This window comes from Azohydromonas australica DSM 1124, assembly GCF_000430725.1.
GTDB lineage: Bacteria > Pseudomonadota > Gammaproteobacteria > Burkholderiales > Burkholderiaceae_C > Azohydromonas > Azohydromonas australica.
In genome coordinates this window covers 40,145-60,333 of the sequence record NZ_KE387209.1, presented here as the reverse complement: position 1 = coordinate 60,333, position 20,189 = coordinate 40,145, and the positions used below count along the sequence as shown (strand labels likewise).

At 63.6% G+C, this 20,189-nt stretch carries 16 protein-coding genes; 6 read left to right on the top strand and 10 right to left on the bottom strand.

Annotated features, from left to right (window positions below; genetic code table 11):
* Positions 1 to 10: 10 nt before the first annotated feature.
* From H537_RS0130630 to H537_RS46410, 3 genes are read right to left on the bottom strand one after another with little or no spacing between them, the layout of a single operon-like run.
* Positions 11 to 913: a DsbC family protein gene (locus H537_RS0130630; RefSeq protein ID WP_051243709.1), complete on the bottom strand. Its 903-nt coding sequence runs from the start codon at positions 911 to 913 to the stop codon at positions 11 to 13.
* Between the two features lie 8 nt (positions 914 to 921).
* Positions 922 to 2,043 carry a secretion/conjugation apparatus DotM-related subunit gene (locus H537_RS0130625; RefSeq protein ID WP_029000933.1) on the bottom strand — a complete coding sequence of 374 codons (1,122 nt, stop codon included), beginning with the start codon at positions 2,041 to 2,043 and terminating at the stop codon, positions 922 to 924.
* Positions 2,044 to 2,057: 14 nt separating this feature from the next.
* A complete protein-coding gene (locus H537_RS46410; RefSeq protein ID WP_238446864.1) occupies positions 2,058 to 2,831 on the bottom strand; it encodes a lytic transglycosylase domain-containing protein in 774 nt (257 codons plus the stop codon).
* A gap of 174 nt (positions 2,832 to 3,005) precedes the next feature.
* Here H537_RS46410 and H537_RS0130615 point away from each other — a divergent pair, with 174 nt between their 5' ends.
* Positions 3,006 to 3,392 carry a hypothetical protein gene (locus tag H537_RS0130615; protein ID WP_029000932.1) on the top strand — a complete coding sequence of 129 codons (387 nt, stop codon included), beginning with the start codon at positions 3,006 to 3,008 and terminating at the stop codon, positions 3,390 to 3,392.
* 394 nt (positions 3,393 to 3,786) lie between these two features.
* Here the strand turns inward: H537_RS0130615 and H537_RS51665 are convergent, their stop codons facing one another.
* Entirely contained in the window at positions 3,787 to 4,035 is a 249-nt protein-coding gene (locus H537_RS51665; RefSeq protein ID WP_259375250.1) for a TraB/GumN family protein, read from the bottom strand.
* Positions 4,036 to 4,136: 101 nt separating this feature from the next.
* Here H537_RS51665 and H537_RS46405 point away from each other — a divergent pair, with 101 nt between their 5' ends.
* The gene (locus tag H537_RS46405; protein ID WP_051243700.1) at positions 4,137 to 5,576 is read left to right on the top strand and encodes an IS5 family transposase; all 1,440 of its coding nucleotides are present in this window, start codon (positions 4,137 to 4,139) and stop codon (positions 5,574 to 5,576) included.
* Positions 5,577 to 5,619: 43 nt separating this feature from the next.
* On the opposite strand, the gene H537_RS53580 is transcribed toward H537_RS46405, so the two are convergent.
* The 3 genes from H537_RS53580 to H537_RS0130595 all read right to left on the bottom strand — a co-directional run bounded on the left by H537_RS53580 (position 5,620) and on the right by H537_RS0130595 (position 13,347).
* Complete coding sequence (locus H537_RS53580; protein WP_156902031.1) at positions 5,620 to 6,489, bottom strand: hypothetical protein; 870 nt, start codon at positions 6,487 to 6,489, stop codon at positions 5,620 to 5,622.
* Positions 6,490 to 6,553: 64 nt separating this feature from the next.
* Positions 6,554 to 7,114 carry a hypothetical protein gene (locus tag H537_RS46400; protein WP_238446863.1) on the bottom strand — a complete coding sequence of 187 codons (561 nt, stop codon included), beginning with the start codon at positions 7,112 to 7,114 and terminating at the stop codon, positions 6,554 to 6,556.
* A 14-nt stretch (positions 7,115 to 7,128) separates the two neighbouring features.
* Positions 7,129 to 13,347 (bottom strand): LPD7 domain-containing protein, encoded by a 6,219-nt coding sequence (locus tag H537_RS0130595; protein WP_029000930.1) that lies wholly within the window; start codon positions 13,345 to 13,347, stop codon positions 7,129 to 7,131.
* Between the two features lie 346 nt (positions 13,348 to 13,693).
* Here H537_RS0130595 and H537_RS51660 point away from each other — a divergent pair, with 346 nt between their 5' ends.
* The 4 genes from H537_RS51660 to H537_RS53570 all read left to right on the top strand — a co-directional run bounded on the left by H537_RS51660 (position 13,694) and on the right by H537_RS53570 (position 17,404).
* Positions 13,694 to 14,110 (top strand): hypothetical protein, encoded by a 417-nt coding sequence (locus tag H537_RS51660; protein WP_238446862.1) that lies wholly within the window; start codon positions 13,694 to 13,696, stop codon positions 14,108 to 14,110.
* 17 nt (positions 14,111 to 14,127) lie between these two features.
* The gene (locus tag H537_RS0130590; protein ID WP_043460753.1) at positions 14,128 to 14,802 is read left to right on the top strand and encodes a hypothetical protein; all 675 of its coding nucleotides are present in this window, start codon (positions 14,128 to 14,130) and stop codon (positions 14,800 to 14,802) included.
* A 453-nt stretch (positions 14,803 to 15,255) separates the two neighbouring features.
* Positions 15,256 to 16,347 carry a DUF6685 family protein gene (locus H537_RS53575; protein WP_156902030.1) on the top strand — a complete coding sequence of 364 codons (1,092 nt, stop codon included), beginning with the start codon at positions 15,256 to 15,258 and terminating at the stop codon, positions 16,345 to 16,347.
* A gap of 358 nt (positions 16,348 to 16,705) precedes the next feature.
* Positions 16,706 to 17,404: a hypothetical protein gene (locus tag H537_RS53570; protein WP_156902029.1), complete on the top strand. Its 699-nt coding sequence runs from the start codon at positions 16,706 to 16,708 to the stop codon at positions 17,402 to 17,404.
* 248 nt (positions 17,405 to 17,652) lie between these two features.
* On the opposite strand, the gene H537_RS0130580 is transcribed toward H537_RS53570, so the two are convergent.
* From H537_RS0130580 to H537_RS0130570, 3 genes are all read right to left on the bottom strand, one after another.
* Positions 17,653 to 18,897, bottom strand: coding sequence for a type II toxin-antitoxin system HipA family toxin (locus H537_RS0130580; protein WP_043460751.1), 1,245 nt, complete (start codon positions 18,895 to 18,897; stop codon positions 17,653 to 17,655).
* A complete protein-coding gene (locus H537_RS55160) occupies positions 18,894 to 19,118 on the bottom strand; it encodes a hypothetical protein (RefSeq protein WP_211235111.1) in 225 nt (74 codons plus the stop codon). Before H537_RS55160 ends, H537_RS0130580 begins: the two co-directional genes overlap by 4 nt.
* Positions 19,119 to 19,292: 174 nt before the next feature.
* Positions 19,293 to 19,616, bottom strand: a complete 324-nt coding sequence (locus H537_RS0130570; protein WP_029000926.1) for a hypothetical protein — start codon at positions 19,614 to 19,616, stop codon at positions 19,293 to 19,295.
* Between the last annotated feature and the right edge of the window lie 573 nt (positions 19,617 to 20,189).

Below are 20,189 nucleotides of genomic sequence, written 5' to 3'. Positions count from 1 at the left end.
GGGCCCGGGTTTAGCGACGCTGCGCGGCACGCATCCAGCTGTCCACGCTCTGCGCGTTGAGGGGCAGGCTCTCGGACATGATCCGCCCGTCGGCAGCCACGATCGACGGGGTGCCGGGCAGGCCCAGGACACGGAAGATCTGGTCATTGGCGGCCACTGCACGCGGCCCGTCCTCGCAGGCCGGCGCATCGGCGACGCTGCCACCGGTGACCAGCCTCTTCCAGCCGGCCGAGCGCGCACCGGCGCTGGTGCACAGCAGTTGCGAGATGCGGGTCGCGGAGGCCGAGCCGCCGATGACGCTGACCGGGAAGACATGGATGGTGTAGGTCTTGGCCAGCACGTCGAGCTCACGCTCGAAGTCCCGGCAGTGCGGGCAGCCCGGGTCGGAGAAGACATAAAGCGTGCCGGCGGAGCCGGAAGACACCTGGACCGAGAACTTGCCGGCCCGCACGGCGTTGTCCATGCCCTTGGCGACCTCGGCCTCGGGTGGCTGGACGGGTGGCACCGGGACGCCTGGTGCCGTGGCCAGCGGTGTCGGCGCCAGCACGGGCGGCAACACGCCGGCCTGGCGCGTCGCGGCGACGTTGAGCGTGAGGGCGAGCACGACGATGGCCAGCGGCGTCACCCCCCACAGCACGCCAGCCTTGACCATGCCGGCGACGCGCTGGCGCTTTGCAAATCGCTGCACGGCGCCGCGCAACAGTTGCAATGCGTTCGACGCCAGCTGCTCGCTCGGGAAGCGCTCGATCACGAAGGCCGTGTCCGAAGTGTGGTACTGGCCGTGGATCTCCAGGGCGCTTTTCGTGATGGTGAGCCCCTTGTCCAGCTGCAACGTGCTCACCGCGCCAGAGTTGCCGGTGCTGCCGAACTCGACGTACAGGGAGCGGCCAAAGGGGCGGACGATGTCGGTCACAGGCACGGTCAGTCCTTTCGCGGCCGCATGAGGCCGATTCTGATGAGGTACTTCTCGACGCCGTCGATGGCGTCGTCCACGAAGGGTTCAGTCAGCGCGTAGCCGCAGTCCTGTGCGAAGTCCTCCCACAGCGCCTGCGTGAAGACGGCGGCGGACTCGATGAACGGGGTCTTGCGGCCAGTTGTGTTGAGCGCGTACCAAAGTCCGCGATCCATTCCCTTGAGCCATCGAAAATGCGATGAAGGCAGTGCTCCGGAGAGCATCACCTGCTTGTGCATCGAATGCAGCAGCGTCTTCGGATAGGGATGCCTGGCCAGCCACTGAGCCGCTTCGGGATGCTGGGCGTAGCGCTCGAACGCAGGCTGCGCGAGCGCCAGATCGGGGTAGCCGCGTTGCCCTTTGAGCGTGCCGGCGTGGCAGGACCTGTTCAACGCATCCAACAGCTCTTGGGCGGCGGCACCATCCTTCCCGTTGGAAAGCAGCCGCGCGCCGAACACGGCGAACAGGGCACGCTCGTGTGGCTGAAGTTCAGCCAGGTCCGTGACTGGCGTGCCGAGGTTGGCGGCCAGCAGCTCGCGGCACCTGGCACGGTCGAGCATGCCGTCGATCAACAAGGCGTGCTCGGCCACCCATTCTTCCGGGTTGAGGGCGCTGCGGTGCTCCTTGGGATCGACATTGAGCAGCAGGGTTTGCTTGTCACCGTAGTACAGCGTTGGAATGACTGCAGGCGCATGCTTGGCCATGATCCAGGGCAGGGTGCTGGCGTCGATGCGCCTGCATGTGAGGTTGGCCCGGTGGCGGGTGGCCAGGACCACGGCGCGCAGGGTCAAGGCGATAGGGATGAGGACGAAGAAGTAGCCTGCGGTATTCATCACATCGAGCAGCTGCGGCAGTGACAACCGCTGCGGCATCGCTGCCAGGCTCACAGCCTGTGCGCGCCAGGACCGGATCGCATCAGGCATCCAGGGCCATTCCAGAAATCCGAGCAGCTTCCATGTCCATAGCAAGGCGTAGTAGCTGATCTCGACGTGGTACTGGTACCAAAGGAACCACAGGAGTGCCGCGACCAAAGCTGCAGCTGCCAGACAGACGAACCCCATGTCGTCGGTGCGATGGGCATTCGAGCGCATGGCCGTCCGCCGCTTCAAAACCGCAGCGATGCGTCATAGACACGACGCGCAAACGTTGGCCCGTGCAGCGCCAGTACGCTGCGCACGTAGTTCTGTGTTTCGGCGTAGGGCGGGATCCGCATCCCATGTTTGGTCACCGCGCCAACGCCTGCGTTGTAGGCGGCCAAGGTCAGCTCCAGGTCGCCGCCGAACAGCTGCCACAAGCCGCGCAGGTGCTGAGTTCCCACGTCGATGTTGGTCGCCGGCGCAAACAGCTCGGCCGTCGTGCTGACCCCGTAGCGGACCGCAGTAGCGGGCATCAGCTGCATCAGCCCGCGCGCGCCCTTGGGCGAGACTGCATCCGGCGCGAATTGCGATTCGACCTGGATCACCGCATTGATGAGCTGTGCGTCAAGCCCGTGGCGCTGCGAAGCCGCGTCCACCAGGTGCGCGACAGCATCGCGCGGTGCGGGCACGCCCGGCGGCGTACTGGAGGGGTAGCGGCCCACGCCACTCCAGAAATCTCCCCCTGCCTGGTTGATCTCGTAGCGCAGCACGTACGCCGCCACGCGTGCGGACCAGCACAGGTCAGTCTTCACCACGTCGGCGTGCAGACCCGTTGTCCTTGCCAGGTGCCGCTGCCAGCTCGCGTTCACTGGGATGGGCGCACTGGCCAGTTCCGCTGCCGACGATGTCTCGCCGGGCAGCAACGCCAGCTTCAAGGCCAGTAGGGCACGTGCGGGAACGGAGTAGTCCGCCGCCGCCTGGAGCACGCACGCGGGTGGAGATGCCATCTCGATAGCTGCCATCATCGCCGTCTCGCACAACACATGCCATTGGCACGTAGATTCCGTATTAATGTAATGATGCGGAATGCTCCAAGAACAGTCCAGCCCTTACCGCGGCGCTGGTTTCCGGTATCCGGTGACTTCATCGGCTGCGCGGTGATGGCACCTGCTGCCGCCAGACCTGGAGGATGGCGCGTGACCGAAACAGCGCTCGAAGTCGTCCCAGCCTATTGGGCGTCCAACAGCTCCGGGCAAAGCGTGCCCGTTATCGTCTCGCTGCTGCTCTTCGACGACGAGCACAAACCCAGGCTACTGCCCGCGGTGGAGGCGTCGATCAACCGGGCCGTCGACGCAACGGGTCGTGTCGGGTTGGCCACCGCCACCGTCGCGGACGCTGACGAGTTGGGCACCAGCCTGGGTCGCTGGATGCTGCGCGCCATCACCATGCCGGGCGTGATCGTGCTCCTGCGCTGCCAGAGCGCAGAATGCGCGCAGCGGGTGATGGACTGGCTCCATGCCACGTACACGCTGTCCCTCGTACGGGACAGTAGATCCGGCACGTCAGCACAGCGGCACCAGTGAAACCGTCGGCACGACCGTACGTGCTGCCAACACTGCCTCCCGTGGTGGCCCTGTCAAGGTCACGCGTTACTGTTCAATCCCGAAAGCGGCACACCTTCTTCCAGGCGACGAACGCGCTTGCGGGCTTGGCCTGCACCATCGAGCCGAGCCTGACGCGCAGCACACGAGGCGCGGCCTCTGCTCGTGTTCTGGTGAACAGACGATCCAGTGCAACCGGTCGACCAGTGCGTCGCCAGTCACGGTTGCCAATGCAACATCTACGCAACCTCACACCGCCATTGACCGGTCCGAGATGGACTTGGCATTGAGCTTATTTGGGCCCCTGAGGTTCTTGCTGGTAGGCTATTGGCGCAGCCCGACCCGAATTCGCGTCGCGTGCATGCGTCCCAACTGATCAGCGTCCGTCGCCGGCCGGTATCACGATGGGCTCAATCCGGTAGCCCTTGTCGCGCAAAAGCGCAAGAACGCCATTTGGGCCGGGCAAGTGCGAGGCGCCTACATTGACCACGGATCGGCCCTTGTTAAGAAATTCCATCAATTTCGGCAGCCAGGCGCTGTTTCGGTTGAGAACCATGAGTCGTTCATAAATCCTGGCATCCTCAGGGGTGGCTGCTATGCTAGTCGGCCCTGCAAAATGCTGCAAGTCCCCGCCGCCATTGACTTTTCAGGGTATGCGGCAGTAATTGGAACTGCCAGAATTCGCCTTATCGGTATTCGATTCCTGGGAGTTTTGGAGGCCGCTTGATGAGCACCGACGACTTCTTCCGTGCCCGGTTGGAGACCATGATCGACATGCGCCACCCGCTGGCCGTGCTGGCCACACGCATGCCGTGGCAGGAGATCGAAGCCGCGTTGGCGCCGGTACTCGCGCACAAGGACCGTGCCGGGCGTGGCATCGAAGGCGCCGACCTTTTCGGCCCGACGTTGGCCGTGGCCGGCGCGGGCGTGAGCAACGCCGGACGGCCGCGGCTGCCCATCCGGCTCATGGTCTCGCTGCTGTACCTCAAGCACGCCTACAACGAGAGCGATGAATCGGTCGTGGAGCGCTGGAGCGAGAACGTCGTTTGGCAGTTCTTCAGCGGCATGGAGTACTACGAGCCGCGGCCGCCTTGCGACGCCACACAGATCGGGCGCTTGCGCCGCGTGCTGGGCGAGGCCGGCGTGGAGCAGTTGCTCAAGTCCACCATCGAAGCTGCGGTGGCGATGAAGGCGGTGAAGAAGACCGAGCTGGAGATAGTGACGGTGGACACCACGGTCCAGGAGAAGGCCATCGCCTTCCCCACCGACAGCCGGCTGTTGGAAGTCGCGCGAGCCAAGATCGCGCAGCTGGCCAAGCGCGCGGGCCTGAAGCTGCGCCAGACCTACGAGCGCGAGGGCCGCGAACTGCGGCGCAAGGCCGGTGGCTACGCGCACGCCAAGCAGACCCGGCGGCTGGGACGCACGGTGCGGCGCCAGCGCACGATCCTCGGGGCGCTGCTGCGCGACGTGCAGCGCAAGATGGTCCTCCTCGATGAGAAGGTCCGTGCCGCGCTGCAACTCTGGGTCGAGCGTGCCCAGCGCATCCACACCCAGCGCAAGAAGGACAAGAACAAGCTCTATGCGCTGCATGCGCCCGAGGCGGAGTGCATCTCCAAGGGCAAGGCACGCCAGCGTTACGAGTTCGGCGTCAAGGCCAGCCTGGCCATCACGCACCGCCACGGGCTGGTCGTGGGCGCGCGAAGCTTCCCCGGCAACCCCTTCGACGGCCACACGTTGGCCGCGCAACTGGAGCAGACCAACACGCTGCTGCAGGACATCGGCGTGGCGCCCAAGGTCGCCGTGGTGGACCTGGGCTACCGCGGCGTGGACGCCGCCGTGGCACCCGTGCAGCTCATCCACCGCGGCAAGATCAAGCGCCTCACCAAGCTCCAGCGCCGCTGGCTGCGCCGGCGCCAAGCTGTCGAGCCGGCCATCGGTCATGCCAAGCATGACCACGGACTGCAGCGCTGCTGGCTCAAGGGCGCCGACGGTGACGCGCTGCATACGGTGCTGTGCGCTGCAGGCTACAACCTGCGCTGGCTGCTGCGCGCCATTGCCCGGCTGGGTATCGCAGCGGTTTTTTTGTACCTGCAATTCCTGGCCGCCTTGTTCGCTGGATGGCGTGCCACCGACCCCAAACCGTCTGCCGCTATGGTGCCGACCTAGTCAGGCTCGTGAGCATCGTCTGCCCTGGCACCGAACTACTGCACTACTGCGCCAAAACGAATTTCGCAGGCCCGACTATGCTATTGATGGCTTTCAAAATACCGTCATAGTTGCCAGAGTTGAGCGAATTTATGGTTTGCTGCAGCGCCCGTTGATATACCGGCCTGAATGCTTGGTGCAATTGAAACTCATGAATACGTAAGGGCACCGCATTGCGTTGTTTGTCAACTTCTTCTTGGGTTTCCAGCGGCTGGGGTTGCAACCCTCTTTTTGCCGCAGCCCTGAAAAGCAGTCCATCGCGAGAAAGCAGTCCCGGGCTCGCACAGGGCCGGGAGGCGATATTGGCTGCTGCAGAAGGGCTGCGAAGCACGAGCGTCAAGTCAACCACGCGCTCTACGGTCTGGCCTGACTTCATCACGGCTTGGGTCACGACCGGGTCACATCCTGCATTGCGATAAAGCTGGGCAACTTGGTCTTCCGTCAGTGACAAGGCCCAGTTCGCGCGCAGGACGATTTTGTCGTTGCGCATCGTCACGCCTGGGACGTTGCCTTGAGCAACGGCTTGCATCAGCTCACGCAGCCCTTGCTCACCGCGGGCGCTGGCACGGCGCATCGCTTCACCGGCCTGGAGAACTTCTGGTGCCGTCGCGTTTTGATCGGCCTTTCTGCCGGGATCAGGTACTCCCTCCACAACATAGCTTTTGGCGCCATCCATGACCGAATCTGCAGGTTGCCGCAGTCCATCAGCCGGAATGTGCATGCTGCCAATCAAGAGGTTTTCAGCCCCATTAGGAGCAGTCACCTTCAGTGCGGGTACACCGTTGTCCGCAGCCGTGGTCTGCGGCCAGGCATGGGCCTCGGGAAGTACCAGCAAGGCACAAATGACAAAGGAGGCATGGCCTAGATTCTGCATAACTTCTCCAATTTCGCGATGGCTTTCGAAATGATGGTGCTGTCGAGGCTGCGCTGATGGTCGATCAACGCCAGATGCGCTGCCAATAGTCCGAGAGGCTTCTGGAAGAATCGGTTGCCGGCGCCGTGCTCATGCCCGGCGGAGGTGTCACGGGCACCGGAACAATGACAGAGCCGTCGTGTCCCGGAATGTCGTTCATGGCGTCGTTGATTTGTCCGCTCACGCTGCCCACGGCCTGGTGCACCTGCGCACTCGCGATGCGGCAGATCTCGTCCTTGATCCTGTTGAAGATGTCCATCAAGCTGGGGAAGGTTGGAATCGTGAGGATGCCCGTCACGCTGCCAACGCAGCGCCCCAGGATGTCGGAGGACGCGCGGTCCTGCTGCTCCGTCTCGTCCGCCTTGCGGATGTCGATCTGATATCCCACCTGGCCGCCCTGAGCAGCGGCTGCGCCACTGCGGCACGTCGCAGCTGATGCCTGCGTGGCGCACAGCGCGCCTGCCAGTACCGCCACCCAGGCCCAGCGCCGCCATCCAGTCATGCGGTTCACCATCTCTGTCACCTCCGTGGACTCTTGCCTTGCACGGTGAGAAGAAACGGAAGGTGCGGCTTGGGCAGCTTCCACCGTGCGAGAAGCGCTCAAGCAGCAGCTCGGGCCCGAGCGCTACGCCGCGAACCTTTGCGAGGAGCGCCGGCCGCGACTTCCTCGCCCGCGGCCGGCCTCGCCTTTGGGGTGGTGCCTTCCAGCGCATGCACCGTCGCTTCCTTGGCGCTGCGCTGCTTTCGCGACTCGATGAAGCCCAGGCTGCGGTGCAGTGGCGGCTCGACCGACCCCGTGACGCGCGCTTTCAGGACCTCCCGGCCGACGTTGAGCAGCATCTCGTCGAAGTAGACCGGCTTGCCGTCGCCTCGATGGTTGATCGCGTTGCCGTAGCCGATCTCCCGCCATTGCGGATGTTTCGGGTTGCCATCGTTGACGTGCAGGCGCAGGTAGTTCGGGCGAACCTCGCCGGTGTCGGGGTCTGCAGCGCGCTGAGTGATGTGCGCGATCACGGGCTGCCTCTTGCCGTCGATGATGAGGTAGCCCTGCAGGTGGTTGCCCTCGCCCTTGAACAGCAGCACGGCAACTTCGTTCCTGTCGCCGTTCTTGCGCAGGCCTCGCAGCACGACCTGGGCCGGACCAGCGTGTTGCTCAGGGGCGTGGGCACGCAGCCGTGCCTTGTACTCCTCAGCGTACTCTGGCGGGTCGCAACGCCTGCCCGCCTTGTCGAACCAGAACACTTCACCATGCACGGGCTGCGGGCCCAGGCGCTTGAGCTCGGCTTCGCGCTCCGCACCTACAAACCATTGCTCGACGCCGGAGTGCTGCACCGACCACCAGTTGCGCGCGTCCACGGGCACCAGGTCGCCTGCGAGCGTCTGCGAAGCAGCCGCTTCCTTGGACGGCGCATCGCCAGCGTCCCTCACCGAAGCATGGGCGGCGACTTCGCCATGGACGGCATGGGCTGCCTCTGTAGCGGCTTCGACATCGGCCACCACAACCGGTGCTGCTGGCGCAGTCGGACTGGGATGTGCCGCGGTGTGCCCCGCTTGACTGGCCCCTGAAGCGGTCACTTGAGCAGTGCTGGGCGCTGCAGCTTCGGCAGGCGCGCCCGGTTGCCCGTCGTCCAAACGGCTGCGAGCGGGCGCTGCGGTGGACGCCGCCGTGCTCGCCGGCTGTTGCGCGACGGACACCGCTTCGGCCGATGCTGCATGTGCCAGCACAGGCTGGTTGATCACGGGCACCTGGGCGCTGCTGGACGATGGTGGCTCCATTGAGGGGCCTGACTGCAGCAGCTGGCGGCGCATGGCGTCCTGCTCCGGGTTTTTCAACACCACGTCGATGTTGTGCTTGACCAGGATTGCAATGGCTCGCTGCTTGAAGTCTGGTGAGCCCGTGACTTCGAGTTTGCCGCCCCACTTTTCCTTGGCCATCAGCACGGCGGCCAGCAGGGCGTCGTCATTGTCTGGCGCGACGGACCTGTGCATCAAAATCTGCTCGCCATGGTCGATGAAGGCCGGATGGCCGCGCAACAGGTAGAGCACGCTGCCGTTGCGCTGGATCTCGAACGTCATGCTTTCGAGCAGCTGGCCGATGTGCTCGGTCGGCGACGGCCGGGCATCGGCCGGATCGCCGGTGAAGCCATCGAGCGTCATGTCCAGGGCGGGACGCAGGCGAGGTCCCTGTTGTGGTGCAGTGCCTGCTGCTGCGGCGCGTGCCGGCATTTCGCTCTTGGGATGTGTTGCGCCGGCGCGGTCCTGCCCGACGTGCTGCCGCTTCATGCCCGCAGCTTGATCTGCCGGCTCGGCATCCACTATCGCAGCCTCGGCAACCAGCCCGGATTCGATGCGTGCACGTTCACTATCCCTCCTGCGCAACCCGGCCAGGCGCCGCAGCAGGTCCTGGTGGACCAGGTCTTGTGTGGGTGGCGTTGCCGGCGCGACCGGGGGCCTGGTCGTAGAGGTGTCTGTGGCCGTGTTTGTTGAAGCCGGCGGTGTCTGTGGCTGCGCTGGCGCAGCCTCGGTGGGCGGGGGCATGAGTTCAGCAGCATTGGGCTGCGTGCTCAAGCCTGAGCCAGACGCTGCGGGCTGAACATCTGCGCGGGCCGCGGCTGCATGCGAAGCTGGCGCCTGTGCAGTGGCCGGGGCTGCTTCCGATGCCATCGCAGCGGCTTCCTGCACTGGTCGAGGGACGCTGACATCCGTCTTCTCGGTCGTGACGTCGGCCGTCGCTTCAGCGGTGACCAACGCCTGCACGGCGGGTACTGCAGGCGCAGGCGAGGTGCACAGCAGTGCCGCCTTGGCCGTCACCTCGAGCGCAAACTCGGCAAGATCGCAGGGAAGGTCGCCGTTGCCGGCATGCAGCAGCTCGGGAGGCGTGCGCTTGCGATTGAGCCAGATCCGGTCGCCTACCTGTGCACCGGCGCCGATCAATGCTGCAGGGAGATGGCGGCCCCACACCGTGCGATCTTCTCCTTCGTCATTCCGGTACTTGACGTAATGGGTGCTCTTCTCGTTGTCTTGGAACTGGTAGGGCGCTGTGCCTTGCTCCAGCAGCACGCCTTCCAAGCCGCCGCGCCGGGCCGGGTGGCGTGTCAGGCTCTGCACGTGGGCGTCGAACCGGATGGACTCGATGGCTTTGGCCACTTGGTAGTCGGCTGTGCGCAGTGCCTCCTGATAAGCACGCTCTTCCGCGCTCGCCATGATCTCGTTGACGGCGGCCACGAGGTTGCCCTCGGTGCGGATCTGGCGCAGCGCAGCGGCATCGGCCGCGGCAAGTGCCGACACCTCGGCGGCATCCAGCTCCGAGACCGCTCTTCCAGATTGGCGCAGGGCAGTGTGTCGCAGCCTGATCTGCTCGACGTGCGAGACCTCCCGCCACGGTGCGCTCGATGCTGCAATGGAAGCGACCTCGCTGGTGTCTTGCGCCGGCAGAGCGTGTTCAGAGCTGGATGCCACCCGAGCGCCTTGCTCGCCGGGCCGAGCGTCCGGTTGCTGGGTGGGATCGTTGTCGACCGCTGCCTGATCCTGCGGGGCTGCAGGCGCACGCACCGGCGCAGAGGAGTGCGATGCGATTTGCCTGAGGCGGTCCACCAGCGCAAGGGCTCGCTCTTCGTCCGGGCAAGCGGTGACCACTTGGAGGCCCCCATTGGGCTTCTCCACGGACACGGACCAGACCTCCCGATCGATACCCGTGTGCGTGCCGGGCTCGACGTACATCGCACCGCGCTTGGCCTCAGCCTGGCCAGTCCAGTCATGCGGCAGCGTGAACCCAAGATGACGCTGGGCAATGTCGTCGAACACGGCAGTTTGCCCGGCACCGGCATCACCATCACGCAGCTGCGTCCAGGCCCGGGCGACCTCGGCATCGCCAAGCTGGAATTGCGCGGGAGTTACAGCCCTTGCGTCGCCGTGAACCGCTTGGGCCATCTCCACGGGAGAGGGCACGCCGCGCCTGTCGGACGCCGCTTCAGCCAGCGGCGAGTTTTGGGAGAAATGCGCAGCTGTGGGGACGACAGCCAAGATCTTTGGCGCCGCTGCTCCCGCGGCCGGCACTGCGTCATGGGCTGCACCTGCGGCAACGGCAGCCGCATCCGATGCGATGTGGGCCGGCGCTTCACTGGTGCTCCCGGCGGCGTCCCTTTGGGCGCCGGGCAGTGCGGCCTCCTTGACGTCTGGTATGGCGAAGGAGAAAGGTTCGGCCTGCCAGTCAGGGTCGAGCTTGCGGGCGCTTTCCACTTGGGTTGCAAGCCGCTGCACCAGATCTCGGTAGTGCGCCGCGATGAGGGCCGCTTCTGTTGCAGGGGTTTCATTCCACAGCAGGCGGTCGACGCTGCGCCGGACTTCTTCGACACGGCGCTCCATCTCGTCGACGTAGGGTGCTTGGGCGCCGGTGGCGTCGGTGTACACCGGGCCGTTCTCGCGCATGGCCTGCAGCATAGGGCTGAGACTCACGCCCTCGAGTGCATGGTCGGTGGAGGTCTCGTAGCCGCCGAGATGGATGTGGGCTTCGTGGCCGGGCCACAGGCGTGATGAAGTATCGCGGCGCCACCGTGCGTGGTCCTCCTGGCTGGAGCCCGTCCTCTGCCAGTCGGTCCACTCGCGTGGGCCTGCCTCGTGCAGTGGTGCCCCGTGGCCAGTGAACACCTGCTGGATCGCGTGGTCGCGCGCGGCGGTGCCGCCTTCATAGAACACCACCCGCGCACCTTCGGGCACGACGGTGCCCAGTGGAGCGACGATGACGGCCTGCCCCACGCTCAGGCTGCGCTGCAGCTGGCCGCTGGCGTCGCGATGGCTGCGCAGCCGCCACCAGGCATCGGTCTGGCCCCATCCCGCCGGCACAGGCATCTCGCGTGGGTTGGCGATGATGGCGATGCTGCCGCTTGCGCCGGTCACCGCGTTGACGCCAAAGTGCAGCGTGTTGCGGTCGGTTGGCGAGGCGGCTTGCAAGGTCAGGCCGTTGCTGTCCTGGTGCGCGCCGTTCAAGTCACCTTGGACGCATACGAGCAGCAGCCGGCTGCTCTCGAAAGGAACCTGCCTCGACGCAACACGTTGGGCCAGCTCAGCCCACTGGCTGTCGGCCGCGGCGCGCAGCGTCTGCGCGCTCTTGTTCTTCAGCGCTGCCGCGATGACGGCTTTCGTCTCGGCGACGTAGACAGGGTTCAGATGGGCGAGCTTTTCGTCGAGTGCCGCGTCGATGTCGGCCATCCGTTGCTCATTGGCCAGCAGCGCGCGCACCGGCGCTGGCGCTTGCGCCAGGCCAGCAGCAATACCGTGGGGAGTGCGCGCGTGGTATTCCTGTACGAAGTCGGCTGCCAGCCGCACATCGCGCGCCATCTCCTGCGCCGGACGTGGCCGGTTAGCGCTGGCAATGATCTCGGCCAGCGCAGCCTCCTGCCTCTGTGCCTCGTCGCGAAGCGCTTGCGCGCCCGCGTAGCCCAGTTCCGTCGCGATGAGGGCTCGGATCCTGGCGACACGGGCGGGCAGCAAATGCGCGAGCTTGGTATTCACCTCCGCGTCGAGAGCTCGCACCCGCTCTTCATCACGCAGGAGCTGGCGCACTTGAACCGGGGCCTGTGCCAAGGCCCGGATAACCGCCTCGGGCGTTCGAGCATGATGTGCCTGCACGAAGTCTGCGACGGTCTGCACGTCACGCTCGTGCTGCGCCTGCATCGCGTCAGGCGCGGGTGGTTGCGGCATTGGCAGAGGAAGCTGGCCGGATACGTCCGGCAACCGCGCCAAGCCGCGAACAGCGGCATCCAGCAATGCGTCTTCCAGGGGATCCCGCGGCAGGTTGGTTGCACCGTCCTCCACGCGAACTTGCAGTTCGCTGGCCAGCTTCTCGACATCGGGCGCGGCCGTGCGCAGCGCTACCCGGTAGCCGTCGTGCCCGTAGGCACGCCACCCCATCGCCAGCAGCGCGAGCGAGCGCTCATTGGCGGAGGGGATCTGCCGCACGGCCTGTGCATCGGCACGGGCGGCTTCAGCGGCTGCCGCCGGCGATGCTGTCTCCAGGCCTTCGCCGCGCTGCTCGATCTGCAGCAGCAGGAATTCTCCCTTGGCCAGCTCCATCCGCTGCCGCGAGGCCGCTCGCCGGTCCTCTTCGCGCAGCGCTGCTGCCACTTCCACAGCGACGAGGGGGGTCAACTTTTCCAGGGCAGCCTGGTACGCGCTGTGCCGTCTCGCGCTGTCGCCCATCGCCACGGCGCAGAAGTAGCGTTGCGCCGGATTCTCGATGGTGCAGAGGGAGGCCGCGTCCGAGCGGGCAAGGCCCTCGGCGTTGGCGCTGTCCAGCGTGTCGCCCGGCGGCGTTGCCAGGCGCTCGTACGTCTGCTCGATGGCACGCGCGGCCGCCTGCTCCTGCACGTTGGGCAATCGGGGCAGCGCCGTGGACGGGGGCACGAGCGTGGCGGCCGGTGCATCGTCCGGGGGCTGGGCTGGTTCCAACTCCAGCGGCAGCGCGCCTGAAGCCCCCACGCGGCGGCTGTACGTCGGCGCTTCGATGCCAACGGCAGCCAAGCCAGGGAAAAGCGCCTGGATCGACGCGCGATATCCGGCATGCCGCGCCGCATTGGCGCGCATGACGTCCAGGATCGTCTGACTGCTGGCGCCGTTGGCCTCCTGATACGACATCAGGTCAGCCACCGCCCAGTGCCGCACGAGGACCGGATCAAGCTCCTGCGGGCGCTGCTGCTGAGCCATCGCCTGGAAGCCGCCGGCTCGCTCTTGTGCGATGTCCACGGGCGGCCGTCGCCGATGGGCGCCGACCATGAAACGGTGATAGACCGAGTTGCGGAACTCCTGGAGTTGGCTGCTCACGTCGGCTCCTCTTCACGCGCGTCCGCCTGGATCGAGCGACCGCCAGCCGCCGCTGGGCGGCCAGTGCGCAAGGCCGAGGCGGTCGGCCCTGAGCAGTCAAACCAGACTTTATCCGTACAATAGGTATTATGCGGAAATCGACTCCGGAGATACGCAACGAGACGGGACGGCGAACAGGGTCTTCCTTGCTATCATCAGCAGGATGTCTACGGAACCCGTGCAGTCAGAAAAGCGTCCCTTGTCTGGAGGAGATCTGGAGACGTGGAGGGCCCATCACCACCTCTCGAAGGCGGAGGCGGCTAACGCATTTGGACTGCCGAGAGCTAAATGGGATGAATTGACCAGCATGGAGCGCGGTGCGCAGCCGTTGACTGATCCCGCTGTAGCGATGCTTTTGCAGATTTACCTGCAATATCCGAAGTCCGCGCCGAAACCTGTTGATCCCGACATCAAGGAATTTTTCCAGTGGTTGGGTTTCAAGGAAGATCAACCGCAGGATTTCGCGATGTTTGCGGCGCTCATCGGTCGTTCGCCGCCGAGCGTGTACCGCCATATTCGTCCACACGATCGTAATCATCACTCGCTACCAGGCCGGCCGGTTCTTCGCTGGATCGAAGCCGTCTCTCGCTTGAACTTGACCCCTCGGGAGAGTCTGAAGCTGATGGCTGAAATCGTGGCCATTGTGGGCCAGCGACAGCAAGCAGGCGATGTTCTTTCCGAGGGCTGGTCCAGGCAAGACACGGCGGTAAACAAAGTTGACTGAGCGCGACCACTGCCTGCATGCATCAAATTGAACTCTCGACAGTCGTGTTCTACGAGCACCGACCGAACAAGCTGAAACTGCATGAGTGCTCCTTGCCGCTGGCCCATCCAATGCACGGGGCGTTCGTCGGCGTCTATGGCACCCGCAGCAAGCCTGATGCGTTCGTCGCGGCCCGGGCCCATGCGGATCGCCTGCGCCAGCAGTACACCGTGGTTGACTTGGTCGTAGAGATCGAGCACAGGCCCAACCCGACCGTGATGAGGGCGGGAGATCTGGGCCAGTACGATTTCTTCTCGATGCTGCGCATGGCAAGCGCAATGAACCGGGACCTTGCCGAGTGGATCCGCGCCGGCTTGACGCCGGACGACCCGCGCGCGAGCCATATCGATGACGACCTGGTCGGACCGAGTCTGGCTCGCGATCCTTCTCTGCTGACAGTGCTTGCCGACTCGCCTGCTTGCCGCCACCTCCGGTTGATCGCGTGCCCAGTGATGACAGCATTCAGCGATCGGGCGCTTAATGTCGGCATTGTTCCCTACCGGCACTGGTCAGCAATCAAGAAAGCGACGTGCCGGTTTGATCCGACCGTGCAGGTGACGCTTGAGCCGCCACCCTCTGCATTGCTTGAAGCCAGCCCGGCTTCGCCTGTTCCCGCTGCAGTTCCCCGGGCCATCAAACCCAAAGCACGCTGAGCCAACGGTGGCCCGCGTTGGGAGCCGCATGTCTCAATAAGCGAGCAGGATGGGCCTCCAGGAAGCCAACAGGTGTCTTTGGTGAATAAACAAAGCGGGCACTGAAGGCAGGGACAGCGTCCTTCAACGCATCGCCAAACCACGCATCTTCGCTGTGCGTCGTACGCCAATGCCTGCTAGCGTGCGGCCAGTTCTGCGGCGCAGTACTGACCCCTTGATAAATGGAATCAAAGGGCCGGAGTTCCAAACCCTGTTGTCTAAAGACACTCGCTCATCAGGTTGCATTGTTTGGGGACGGACCCTGCCAAGGCGGCGATCCCGCGGCCTGATCCTTGGGTTTCCGCACTAAGAAGAGGGGTTATCTTCAAAAGAGGCTGTACATGCGTACAGTTCTGCTTGCGATAATTCCATTCGAAAAGCTCGTTCTAAAGATGCGACGCAGGAATCTGGCTTATGCCGATACCACGAAGCAGCAGCAGTTGTTTCCCTGCTGCAGGAGCGCCGGCGGCAGCGCCTGAATGGCCTGACCGTGAATGCCTGTCGGACGTGCCACGTGCTGTGTTGGGCATTGAATCGTGGCCAGCTTGGCGCCGCCTCCTGCGCCTTCCCGATGCACATGCTTTTCAACGCATCGATGCGTGGCGAGGATTGGTGCAGGCGCTGAGTTTGCTCGATTCGGAAGTTGACAGGGTGCCTTTCGATCAAAGCCGAGATGGAATATTTGCAGAGTCCAGGCCGTGCTGGAATCAGTTCACGTCCGCAGTCTGGGAGCGAAGTGAATTTGAAGGCCTGGCTGGCGGTGAAGGGCGGATTCGGAAAATTTCGGTAAAGAACCCTTTCGGGCCGTTGACCATGGCCGTCAAGATCGACGATTTCACATGCGACATCTGTGATGTGGACGGCATCATGGACAGCCGATCGTCGGATCTTTACTTTGAAAGTGTGGCAGCTTTCGGTCAGCGTTATTGCATGTCAATGCGGACTGAGATAAACCAGCGCGGCCTCGCAGAAATGCTTGGTCATGGCGATACTCGAGTCATTCATCTCCCGGGCAGCAAGACACTGAGCATATGGTTCTGGGATGGCAGGCTGTTCTTGTGCAATTCTGGCGGAGCGCAGCGCTTTGCTGGTGCTGCATTCATCGCAGAAGTGATACGTCAACCTGTGCCACTGAAGGCGTCGCTTCTGCTGCGTTGGCTTAACACTCCAGCGTGGAATTGGCTTCTGTCCAGGTACTTCATGCTGTATACGTCGGATCAAAAGCACTGCGTGCCGCGACGGTGCCTTGCTGGGCTGGTGGAGCAGGTATTTTTCATTGAATTGGGCCTGCGATGTATAAGGGACGATGTGCTTCTCCTGGTTCCGAAAAACACGTTGACAACCACTTCGGTGATTGAGTTGCTGGAGGGGCGGGGCTTCGAAGAAGTCAATAGGGTAATTCTTCGACTGTTGCGCTGTCAGGAGGAAAATCGGCGGATCCTGTCCAGGCGATGGCCAGAAATATGCACACCCCCTTGGCTGGCAAGCATCGCTCTTGAGAAATAGAATCAGATAAGTGGCTTGCGGTGGAAAAGATTTTCCTTGTTATTGGCAAGATGTTGTGCTGTAAGTTGGTCCGGCGTGGCATCACATTGAAACTTGTTGACCTGCTGAGGGAGTTGATATCTCGGGCTCTTTGTGCGGCTCTCAGTGAACCGTGCTTCGGACGGTGATTGCGAGCACGGTGAAAGCAGAATCCGCAGTGCGAGTCAAGGTCCTGACGTTTTTGTGAGTCGCAGGATTGCCATGCAATAACATCTGCGGCACCATATAGGGCATGGACGATAAACGGAGCCAGCCTGGGAATCTAGTGGCCTATCAGAAGCCTGATGTGGCACGGGTTCTGTGCCACAGTCGTCGACGCTTGGCACTGATTCTTGGAGGCACATCATTCATTGCAGTCGTATTGATATTGGTTCTGGGCTTGAGCAAACGGAGTCATGCCAGTGGCGATTGCATGGCGCAGGTCGCTCCGTTAGAGCAGGTTTTGCCGACGCTCACGATATACAGTCATTTGCCTAAACCGATTGAGGATAATGTACCGCACTACATCCGTACCCGGGCACGAAGCTGTTTTCCGAAACTTGCAGTTCAGTTCAAGGAAGAGGATATTCCCGTCAGCCGGCGCAATGGACGACTCCCATATCTAGAAGGCGATCCCATTTCAGTGTACCGATCAGGTCAGTTACGCTGGCTGTTTGAGGTGCGCTCGCGAGAGGTTCAGGGCCAGCTCTTGGGATTTGTCAGTGTAGGAGCCAATAAAGGCGATCTTCAATTGCATGGCATGCGGTCACGCCACCGAACTCAAGCCAAAGAGGTTGTGCTGAGCAAGGCCGAGGTATTGGCGCAGCAGCGCGTGCTTGACGTCGTGCCAGGAACGAAGCTCTACGTGATCAAGGGCAGACCGAGCTATGTTGTGCGTTTAGCCAACGGGGAGGGCGTTCTCGTTGCCACTGGTATCTTGCCCATTGAAGGATCAAGCGAGCCGAGCATCGCTCAGACGCTGAGCGGCGCCATCATGGCGTTGGAGAATCCAGCCAGCATTGCGCAGGTTCGCAATTGAACGTGCCGGGAGCGCTCTCTCAGCGCTCGAGTGATCTGTCTCAGGATCGGTGCTCCTGTTGACCTTGTCATCACCTGCCGTACCGGTGTCTGGGTATGACAGCGGGGCGCGAGATGGTACATCCTGGTTGCAACCGTCGAATGGCCGCGGTCGCCGACGCCATGCTTGCTGAACTGTCGGCCACCAGCGCGCACGTGCATGCCCATGCACCGGCTTGGCCCTCGGCTGCCAACGTCTTCGTGAGGGAGCTATCGATACGTCTGGCGCTGATCCAGCAGGAACGGGCGGTCGATCTGGCCCACCAAAGTTTCGATGTCGCGTTCGCTTACCCCTGTGCGCTTGAAGTGCTCTTTCCATTGGGCCACCGCGTCGCAGACCAGCTTTATCTGCTCAATGGCTTCACGCCTCTTGAGACCGAACTGCCCACACTCCGATAGCGCATTCTCAAGGGTCGAATCATGCGCATCGGCGCCCACACGCATCTGCTGGTAGCCCAGTGACTGCCCGGAAGGAACGACATCGAAAGCAGGGGACAGGTCGTACTCTCCAGTGTCGGCCATCAGCAGGGCATGGTTCTTTTCGTGGTCGTCGGTGTTGTCGACCAGGATATTGAAGACCATGCGCCGGAACAGCTCATGCATTTGCTTCAGGTGCCGGGCTCCACCCGTGATCCCTCGCCTACGCAGCAATTGGGCCAGCTCTGGATAGCCCAGAACTTCTCCTGCCGCCTTCAGAGCCACGTTCGCGGAGAGCGCGTGCTTGCGCATGCCAGCGTCTCGATCAAAGCGCCTTACGGCCACGGCATGCCCGCGGGCAACCTTCACCGGCCGCGTCTGGGCAACCCGGATGCCAGCATGCACAGCCAGCGTCATCGTAGCGTGCTCAACCATCGGCGTGTCGAAAGGCTCGTCAAGGTCGCGAAACTTCAGCACCCATTGGTGGCGTTCCAGGTTCAGCAGCGCCTTCGGGCGTGCACCGCCCAAGGTTGTGCCTGGGGTGATCAGTCTGCGCTTCTTTTCTTCGACGGGTTGCCCGGCCAAGATCTGCTGCACCAGCATTTCCATTTCCGCCACATCGGCAAGCTTGGGCAAGGGGCCGGTTGCGCGCGCCAAGTACTGGTCGGCAAACACCGAGACACCCAAGGCACCGAATCGCTCGTCGCCAGCGAAGAACAGATAGTCCAGCACTGCAAGGCGCGGTGGCTTGTCCAGGAAGCGAATCACCCGCTCGCCCCATCGATCTGGACGCGCGTCATCGACTGCGCCGGCGGCAGTTTCCTTTTCCTTGGGGAAAAATTCGCCAGCGACCAGGGGCAGGTCTTCGCTGAGAGCAAAGCCGGACTTGAGCCAGCCCGGCGCGTAGACCAGCGAAACGCCCTTCAAGGAGCGCGCCATGCGTAGCTCGCCGATCAGGCGGGGGGCTGCGGGGTTGGCAAGCCACCAAAGGTAGAGCGTGTCTGCGGCCCGGTAGTTCTTCAGCTCGAACTCGATCATGGATTGCCGCCGTCTTCGGTTTCACCACGCTGCGCCGTGCCATATATCGAGGGCCGCTTGCGGACCGACCGGGCCTTGGCCACGCGTACAACCTCTTCCAAGGCGCCTTGATCGTGTTCAGGTGCCGCGAGCTCGGCTACAGCTTGAGACCGGCCGATCAGCCAAAGGGCCGTGGCATAGACGCCCATGGACACACTGGGATCACCTTTCTCCATCCGCATGAGCGTGGGCTCCGAGACGCCGATCCGCTGGGCCCAAGACTTCAGCGGCTCCTTTCGGCGTTTGCGTGCAATAGCCAAGTTCTCGCCGAGCAAGCGAAGGTGGCTCAGCACCGCTGAGGGCATGGAGTCAACGGCGCCAGATCGCTTCGACATGACATATATATTAGCAAACGTTCAAAAGCACAAATATTTATGTTTGTTGAACGCGCGTTCTCCGACCGGTAGCACGTCCTGTCCCTCAGGAGTCTCGCCGCGCTGGCGGTCACTAGCTGCGCCGCGGGGGGCGGCGACGGCGATGCGGGCCCGCGCCAAGGTTCCGCACACCACGGCGATAACAAGACGCGCGAAAAGAATGCGCAGTGGCAGCGCTGCTTCTGGAGCCGCGCTGCACGCGCGAGTGAACTGAGTGGTCAGCAAGGAGTGATGGCTGAAGCTGAAGCTGCTGTCGTGCACGCCGATGTGCTGCAAGCCCAGAACCGCGCTGCAGAGAGCGGCCATGCGGCGCTCCCCGTCGGAGTCCGGGCCTGGTTGCTGGACGAGCTCATGGTGCCGTGCCGTCAAGGCAGATAGAGCACGGCGGTTGAGCTTCCCGTTGGCCGTGGGGAACACCGGCAAGCATCCACTACACGAAGGCGCTGGTCAGCATGTACCCGGGCAACCAGGCGCACAGGTGCCCGTGGAGCGTGGTACGCAGGCGGCGGCGTACCAAGGTCTGTGCGGGCTCGCTGGCCAACACCAGCGCGGCCAAGGGTGGACGGGCTGAATGGGCAGGGCTCGGTTGGTGGCGAAAGTCGGCATCCCGCCATAACGATCCCGGCGTCTGCCGCCGCCACATCCACCGATACGGCGGCCTCTGGCCGCGGCTGAGGGCAATTGGTGCCTGAAGATCGAGCACCGTGCAGCTTGGATACACGCAGCCCGCTCAACCCTAGCAAGGTGTTCTAGGCTCTGAGCCCGCTTCCCAACGCTGCCGGCGGCGAGGCCAAATCGGGCTGAATCCGCCGCGCCGAGCAGAAGCTGATCCACGTCGCCTCTGGCGGCATGGGGTCGGCCGCGATGCACATCGCGCGC